Source organism: uncultured Methanobrevibacter sp., assembly GCF_900316895.1.
GTDB lineage: Archaea > Methanobacteriota > Methanobacteria > Methanobacteriales > Methanobacteriaceae > Methanocatella.
In genome coordinates, this window is sequence record NZ_ONER01000083.1 from 1 (window position 1) to 6,446 (window position 6,446).

A 6,446-nucleotide genomic window follows, 5' to 3' on the forward strand; every position below is an offset into this window, starting at 1 on the left:
ATTATACCACTTAATAGGACTTATCATTATGACAGTAATTATTGACCCACAATCCAGTGGAATAGCCGGAAACATGATAATCGGAGCATTTGTTGATTTGGGAGCAGATGCCAATGAATTGAAAGAGATAATGGAAAAATCAGCACTCGAATTTGGAAAGATTGAGGTGACTTTTGACAAAATCCGAAAGCACGGAATCGACTCAACATTCTGTCATGTCGAGATGCTTGAAAACAGACCTCCCCTCAATTATCCCGAATTCATTTCCAAAATTGAAAATCTGGATTTGGATGAAAATGTAATGCAAACTTCAATAAATATCTTTAAAAGAATAGCTGAAGCCGAAAGCAAGGTTCATGGAAAAACATTGGAGGACATTCATTTTCATGAAGTGGGTGCCAGCGATGCTGTTGCTGATGTGATAGGTTCCGTTTATGCATATTATCAATTGGGTTTTGATTCACAAAAGATTATTGGGCTTCCGATAGCTGTTGGAGGAGGAAGAGTCAAAACCGCTCATGGAACAATACCAGTTCCTGCCCCTGCCGTTGTTGAAATCCTAAAGGATGCCAATATCATCGGAGGCCCTGTCGACAGCGAGCTTGCAACACCTACCGGCTGTGCAATATATATGGAACTGTGTGATGAGATAAAAGAGTTCATTCCAATGGCAAAGCCTGAAAAAACAGGTTACGGTGCAGGCAGGAAAGATTTTGACCATCCTAACGTTTTAAGAATAATTGAAAGTTCATACATCGCCAAAAGCGATGAGATAGATGTCATCGAAACAAATATCGACCATCTCACCGGCGAAGAAATGGGCTATCTGTTTGACGTGCTCCTGGATGCCGGCGCCAGTGATGTGTCAATCACCCCAATAATCATGAAGAAAAACAGACCTGGAAACCTTCTTAAAGTAATTTCCCGAAAAGAAAACAGGGAAACTATTCTGGATATAATCTTTAAGGAAACCGGCAGTTTGGGCATCAGAATCGCACCACACCTCCACAGAGGAGTTGCAAAAAGAGAATTTGAGGTTGAAACATTCACCATAAACGGCAAGGATTATGATGTGACATTCAAGACAGGGTATGTTGCGGGCAAAGTCATTTCCAGAAGGCCGGAATATGAGGATCTGAAAAGAATCGCAAAGGATAGTGGACTTGCCTTAAGGGACATTAAGGAGATGATCCGATGAAAAAGGCCATTTCAGTCTTATCAGGAGGACTTGACTGCACTGTTGCAACATGCGTTTTTGATGAGGAATATGAAATTCATGCAATAACATTTGATTATGGTCAAAAGGCCGTTAAACAGGAAATCAATGCTTCAAAAAGTATTTGTGAAAAAATGGGATGGACCCATGAAGTGATTGATTTGCCTTGGCTTTCAAATATCAGCACTTCAAGCCTGAATACCGATGCAGACATTCCGGAACTTGGAGAAGACGAATTGGACGATTTGGATAAAAGCAGTGAAACTGCAAGCAACGTTTGGGTTCCTGCAAGAAATACCGTTTTTACATCAATTGCACTGTCCTATGCTGAAAGCATCGGTGCAGAAATTATTATCGTCGGATGGAACGGTGAGGAAGGCGCCACTTTTCCGGACAATTCCAAACAGTATATGGAAAAATTCAATGAACTGATTGATGTCGGTTCACCTGATAAAATAAGAATTGAAGCACCAGCCATTGATTTGAATAAGGAGGAAATTGTTGAACTTGGCATTGAGGTCGGTGCTCCAATGGAGTTGAGTTATTCCTGTTATAAAGGAGATGACAAACCCTGTGGAGTTTGTGAAAGTTGTGTGAGGCGGAAAAGAGCATTTAAAAAATTAAATATAAAATATGATTAGTCATCATATTTTCTTAGTCTCTTGTTCCAGTTTACCTTATTCAGTTTCACATCACTTCTCATATAATCTGCAGCATCACTTACTGAACAGTATACATCATCAAATCCTTCTTTTGATTTTCTATAGTTTGCAGTATGGGTTCGTTTGATTCCAATCTTTCCCGCTTCGGTGTATGAATCGATATCTGCACCGATGTAGATGAATTCCCAATTGTGGCTGGAAATCAAATTCCTGATTTGTTCTTTTGAATATTCACGTGAGGCATTTTCCAAACCGTCAGTCATTATTACAAAGAGGACTTTGTTGTCTATTTCCTTATCGAGACTATTGATTGTTTTTCCGATTGCGTCAAGAAGTGCGGTGCATCCCCTTACCCAGTATTCGTTTCTGGTCAGTTCGGCCACATCACCGATTGCTTTTCTTTTGTATAGCACTTCGTATTGGTCATCGAAAAGGATTGTAGTTACACGAGTGTTCAAGTCTTTGTCTTTTTCCCTTTGGATGAATGAGTTGAATCCCCCGATGGTATCGCTTTCAGAACCGCTCATGGATCCGCTACGGTCCATTACAAATATCAAATCCAAGTTTTCAGTTGATGGTACTTCTTTCATGTTTTTTCACTTCCGTTGATTTTATGTTGTTAAGTTGTGTATAACTTACACACAATATATTAACACCTTATAGTATTTAAAGGTTTCCACGAAGTGAAAAAAATAAGTGAAAAAAAGTTATTTGATTTTATCAAGCATTTCCAAACCGTCATCAGACAAACGGTAAAGACGTCCTTTTCTAACATCAGGATTCAAGCATTCCACAAGGTCCTTATCCTTAAGTTCCCTCAATACATTGGAGATATGATTCTGCAGAATGCCGCTATCCTTAGCAATCTCTTTAGGCATCTTTACACCGTCCCCAATAGCTTGTAAAGTATTAACTCTATATTTTGATCTGTTAACATATTTAATCGTTTTTTCATCCATATTATCATCTTTAAAGTTTATTTCCACAATTCATGCAAAATTTATCTCCTTCACCAACCAAAGCACCGCAATTGCCGCATTTCAGCTCAACATCAAATTTGGCTCCACATGTTGTGCAGAACTTACTGTCCATTTCAGCGGAGGCCCCGCATTCCTGACAATATTTCACATTAGTCTCTGCAATATGAGAATCTGTAAACTCCTCTTTTGGAGTAGGGGCCTTGCCTATAACCGGTTTGGAATGAAAATCAGTTTCATTTTCAATTTCATGAATCAGCTCATTCATCACGGCAATTCTCTTTGAATCTGCAGGGTGTGTTGAGAAGAAATCATGCTCATTAGAATTTTGATTTGCCATTGACTGCCAAAACGCAGGAATAGGGGAAATGTCATAACCTGCCCAATGGATTATCATCATGCCCAGTCGGTCGGCTTCAAGTTCCTGGTCCCTTCCCCATGGATTCATCAATAAAAATTCCGAACCTACATCTGCCGCATAAGTGGCCGCCCGGGTTAAAGAGCCGAATTCACCCAATCCCACAAGATCCATGGCAATGCTTCCAAGCCAAGCGGCGGAAGTAATTGCATTTTTTGCAGTCTGTGCACTGGCCCTTGTTCTTGAATGGTCCAGAAGCGCATGAGCCATTTCATGACCTAAAATAAATGCAACCTTGTCTTCAGTGTTTGCAATTGACAAAATGCCTGAAAACATCACAATTTTTCCTCCAGGCATGCAAAAGGCGTTTACTGTATTGTCTGCCACCAGATGAAAATCCCAGTCATAATAATCCTCAACATAATCGTGCCGACCTATTTCAGACAGATAATTTTCAACAGCCTGAATTAACCTAATGGCCACGCCTCTGACAATTTGCCCATCGGGAGTATTATCCAGAAGCTGCGCCTGATTAATCATATTATAATACTCATCATATGAACTCTGGAGGAAATTATCATCATTGACAATGTCAAAATGTGATTTTCCGGTAAATGGATTTATGCTACTTCTATCATCCTTTGCCATATTATATTTTATTAACACTTTGTGTATAAAAAACTTTTTGATTTATTTGCGAAATTGCAATCAACCACCCAACCTTAAAAAAATCAAAACCAAAAATTAAGCTCAAATGACAATAATTTCAATAATATTTATATAATTTGATATCGAAAAATAATAAATGAGTACAAGTTATATTGTATCTTAATTGATTTTTACTAGTTAAAAATCATATTATAAAAACATTATTATCGTGTGGGAACTGAAAATGAGCAGAACAAAGAAATTAATAATAGCTATTCTTTTAGTTATTCTTGTGGGACTCTTGGCCTCAATTTATGGAGCATTAAATACCGGTCCAGATTTAACACAAGAAGATAAAGATATTCTTATATTGGCTGCAGACAAATACGAGCAATCTAACGGAGGAGTAGACATGGCATTCATGATTCACCTAGAAAATGGAAGCTTTGCAAACTACACTCCAATCTATCCAGGTGACATGACACACCCAACACAGCCCGCATCCAGCGCAATTGGAGGCGGAAAGATGTTTATGCACGACAGCCTGTATGACGGTGTAGAAGATGGTATGCAGTATGCAAAAGAAATTGTAGAAGCAAATACCAACTTTACTCCAGATGCAGTAGTTTTAGTCTACGATGAAGGTGTAGACAATGTTATTAATACCATCAGACCGATAAAAATTGATGGGGAAGTAACAAACCTTAGTGCAGCAGACATTATCCGTGAAAACGACGCATATGCTGGATATGCAGGTAATGAAGGTGTAAGCGGAACAATGTCCAGAGGAGACGCAGTTATGGTATTGGTAAAAGCATTAGCAAAAGCCGCTGCCGATCCGGATAAAAAGGCTAAAATGGCAAATGCCGCTTTAGAAGAATATTCAAAAGGAAATATTGTAATGCAACCTGAGGGTTCATTTACAAAATTACTTGCTACGAAAGGTATAGAAAGCATAGGAAAATAAAAAACAATCTTTAAAGGATTATACTATAATTCTTTAAAGAACCTTTTCTTTTTAATTTTATAACTTATACCTAATTATTTCATGAAAACTTTTTTTAATGATTAAGACCTAATCAACATTTGAAAATATATCCTCAACATATATTAAAAATTATATCAATACAGTAGATAAGGTGCATACATGGGATCAAGTAAAGACTATCTAGAATATGTCCTTGAGCAGTTATCATTATTGGATGACATCTCATATAGGGCCATGATGGGAGAATACATCATATACTATCGCGGAAAGATTATTGGAGGCATCTATGATGACCGTTTTCTTGTAAAGCCAGTGAAATCCGCAAAGGAAATAATGCCCGATGCAAAGATGGAATTGCCATACGAAGGCGCAAAGGAAATGCTGCTCGTTGATGATGTGGAAAACAGAAAGTTCCTTGAAAAGCTGTTGAAAGCAATGTATGAAGAGCTTCCCGCTCCAAAGAAAAGACGCAAGTAGAAAATGCAAGAAAACTTCGACGTTCAACATACACATACCATTTCAACACTAAAAAAGAAATAACCGGAGATTAAACATGAATCATCGAAAGTTTAGGGTTTGCCACACCGACTAATACTTAAAACAGGTACTAGTTTTCTTAGAGTAGCAGTTATTACAGCTTTGACAGATTGATTCACCTTCGCCATTAGCTTTCCAGTCGGCCAAAAAGTCTGCCTGTGCCACAAACGGCTTGGACATTGACAAGAACTCCACATTTGAATGGTTCAAGACATCATTCATTGATTTCATGTCCCTTAAAGATCCTCCCAAAATAACCGGAATATCTAAAGAGCCAATCAGCTCATCGGCATATACCAAAAATGGATTCTTTTCCTTGCCGTCATAAAGATAGGATATTGTACGTGCAGTCAATTGTATGCTGTCTGCACCTGCTATCTCCAATTCCTTTGCAACCCTGATACTCTCATCCGCAGTCATTCCATCCTTTCTTACATCCCACGGGTTTATTCTGATGCTTACATGAAAACCAGGCATTGTCTTTTTGATAACCTTGATAATCTCAGAGGCAATTCTCACACGATTTTCAGTATTTCCCCCATAATTATCATCTCTTTGGTTAAAATAAGGATTTATAAAGCGTGCCAAATAGAAATTATTACCCATGTCAATCTGAATTCCGTCAAAACCTGCAAATGAGAACTTCTTGGCAGCCATTATCACTTCAGCCTGCAGTTTCCTTATTCCACCAGTGGTCAGGTCATTTGGCTCTGCCTTCTGATTGTCACCGTCATCATAGTAGAAAAACGCCAGCTGACCGAGAATAGGCACATCAAAATTATGGCAGATGTCGGTTACCATCTTATATTCCTTAACAAAACCCAAATAATTCAGGTTTGCTGAATATTGTGCAAAACGGTCCTTACGGTCAAACACAAACATCTCGGATATAATCAGACCTGTTCCGCTTCCTGCAATCCTTTCATACTTATCATAGATTGCAGGGGATAAAAATCCTCCTTCTTCGGTTTCTGTTTCCCATGTTCCAGTTCTGACAATTCTGCTGTTAAGCTTTAAATCTCCCAATTGACATTCATCAAAAATATCCTTCATAATCATC

The 6,446-nt window shown here is 38.5% G+C and carries 8 protein-coding genes; 4 read left to right on the top strand and 4 right to left on the bottom strand.

The features are described 5' to 3' along the window. Both larC and queC read left to right on the top strand, forming a co-directional pair. On the top strand, positions 1 to 1,198 hold a 1,198-nt coding region (gene larC, locus QZN27_RS08185), incomplete at its 5' end, for a nickel pincer cofactor biosynthesis protein LarC (protein ID WP_296786240.1). Then, positions 1,195 to 1,857, top strand: coding sequence for a 7-cyano-7-deazaguanine synthase QueC (gene queC / locus QZN27_RS08190; protein WP_296786243.1), 663 nt, complete (start codon positions 1,195 to 1,197; stop codon positions 1,855 to 1,857). The genes larC and queC, both read left to right, overlap by 4 nt. Here queC and QZN27_RS08195 read toward each other — a convergent pair. The 3 genes from QZN27_RS08195 to QZN27_RS08205 all read right to left on the bottom strand — a co-directional run bounded on the left by QZN27_RS08195 (position 1,854) and on the right by QZN27_RS08205 (position 3,861). Beyond that, positions 1,854 to 2,468, bottom strand: a complete 615-nt coding sequence (locus QZN27_RS08195; protein WP_296786247.1) for a vWA domain-containing protein — start codon at positions 2,466 to 2,468, stop codon at positions 1,854 to 1,856. The genes queC and QZN27_RS08195 overlap by 4 nt on opposite strands. A gap of 117 nt (positions 2,469 to 2,585) precedes the next feature. Beyond that, a complete protein-coding gene (locus QZN27_RS08200; RefSeq protein WP_296786250.1) occupies positions 2,586 to 2,837 on the bottom strand; it encodes a transcriptional regulator in 252 nt (83 codons plus the stop codon). A gap of 10 nt (positions 2,838 to 2,847) precedes the next feature. Continuing rightward, on the bottom strand, positions 2,848 to 3,861 hold the full coding sequence (locus QZN27_RS08205) for a M48 family metallopeptidase (RefSeq protein ID WP_296786253.1): 1,014 nt from the start codon (positions 3,859 to 3,861) through the stop codon (positions 2,848 to 2,850). Between the two features lie 244 nt (positions 3,862 to 4,105). Here QZN27_RS08205 and QZN27_RS08210 point away from each other — a divergent pair, with 244 nt between their 5' ends. Both QZN27_RS08210 and QZN27_RS08215 read left to right on the top strand, forming a co-directional pair. Further along, on the top strand, positions 4,106 to 4,828 hold the full coding sequence (locus tag QZN27_RS08210) for a DUF4012 domain-containing protein (RefSeq protein ID WP_296786257.1): 723 nt from the start codon (positions 4,106 to 4,108) through the stop codon (positions 4,826 to 4,828). Between the two features lie 180 nt (positions 4,829 to 5,008). Continuing rightward, entirely contained in the window at positions 5,009 to 5,326 is a 318-nt protein-coding gene (locus QZN27_RS08215; protein ID WP_296786260.1) for a TfoX/Sxy family protein, read from the top strand. A 111-nt stretch (positions 5,327 to 5,437) separates the two neighbouring features. Here QZN27_RS08215 and QZN27_RS08220 read toward each other — a convergent pair. Continuing rightward, a partial coding sequence (locus QZN27_RS08220; protein ID WP_296786262.1) for an NADH-dependent flavin oxidoreductase occupies positions 5,438 to 6,446 on the bottom strand: 1,009 nt, incomplete at its 5' end.

Excerpts from the sequence above, each read along its gene's own strand:
- QZN27_RS08200 (WP_296786250.1), bottom strand. The coding sequence starts at position 2,837 with ATGGATGAAAAAACGATTAAATATGTTAACAGATCAAAATATAGAGTT.
- QZN27_RS08205 (WP_296786253.1), bottom strand. The coding sequence starts at position 3,861 with ATGGCAAAGGATGATAGAAGTAGCATAAATCCATTTACCGGAAAATCA.
- queC (WP_296786243.1), top strand. The coding sequence starts at position 1,195 with ATGAAAAAGGCCATTTCAGTCTTATCAGGAGGACTTGACTGCACTGTT.
- QZN27_RS08215 (WP_296786260.1), top strand. The coding sequence starts at position 5,009 with ATGGGATCAAGTAAAGACTATCTAGAATATGTCCTTGAGCAGTTATCA.
- QZN27_RS08195 (WP_296786247.1), bottom strand. The coding sequence starts at position 2,468 with ATGAAAGAAGTACCATCAACTGAAAACTTGGATTTGATATTTGTAATG.
- QZN27_RS08210 (WP_296786257.1), top strand. The coding sequence starts at position 4,106 with ATGAGCAGAACAAAGAAATTAATAATAGCTATTCTTTTAGTTATTCTT.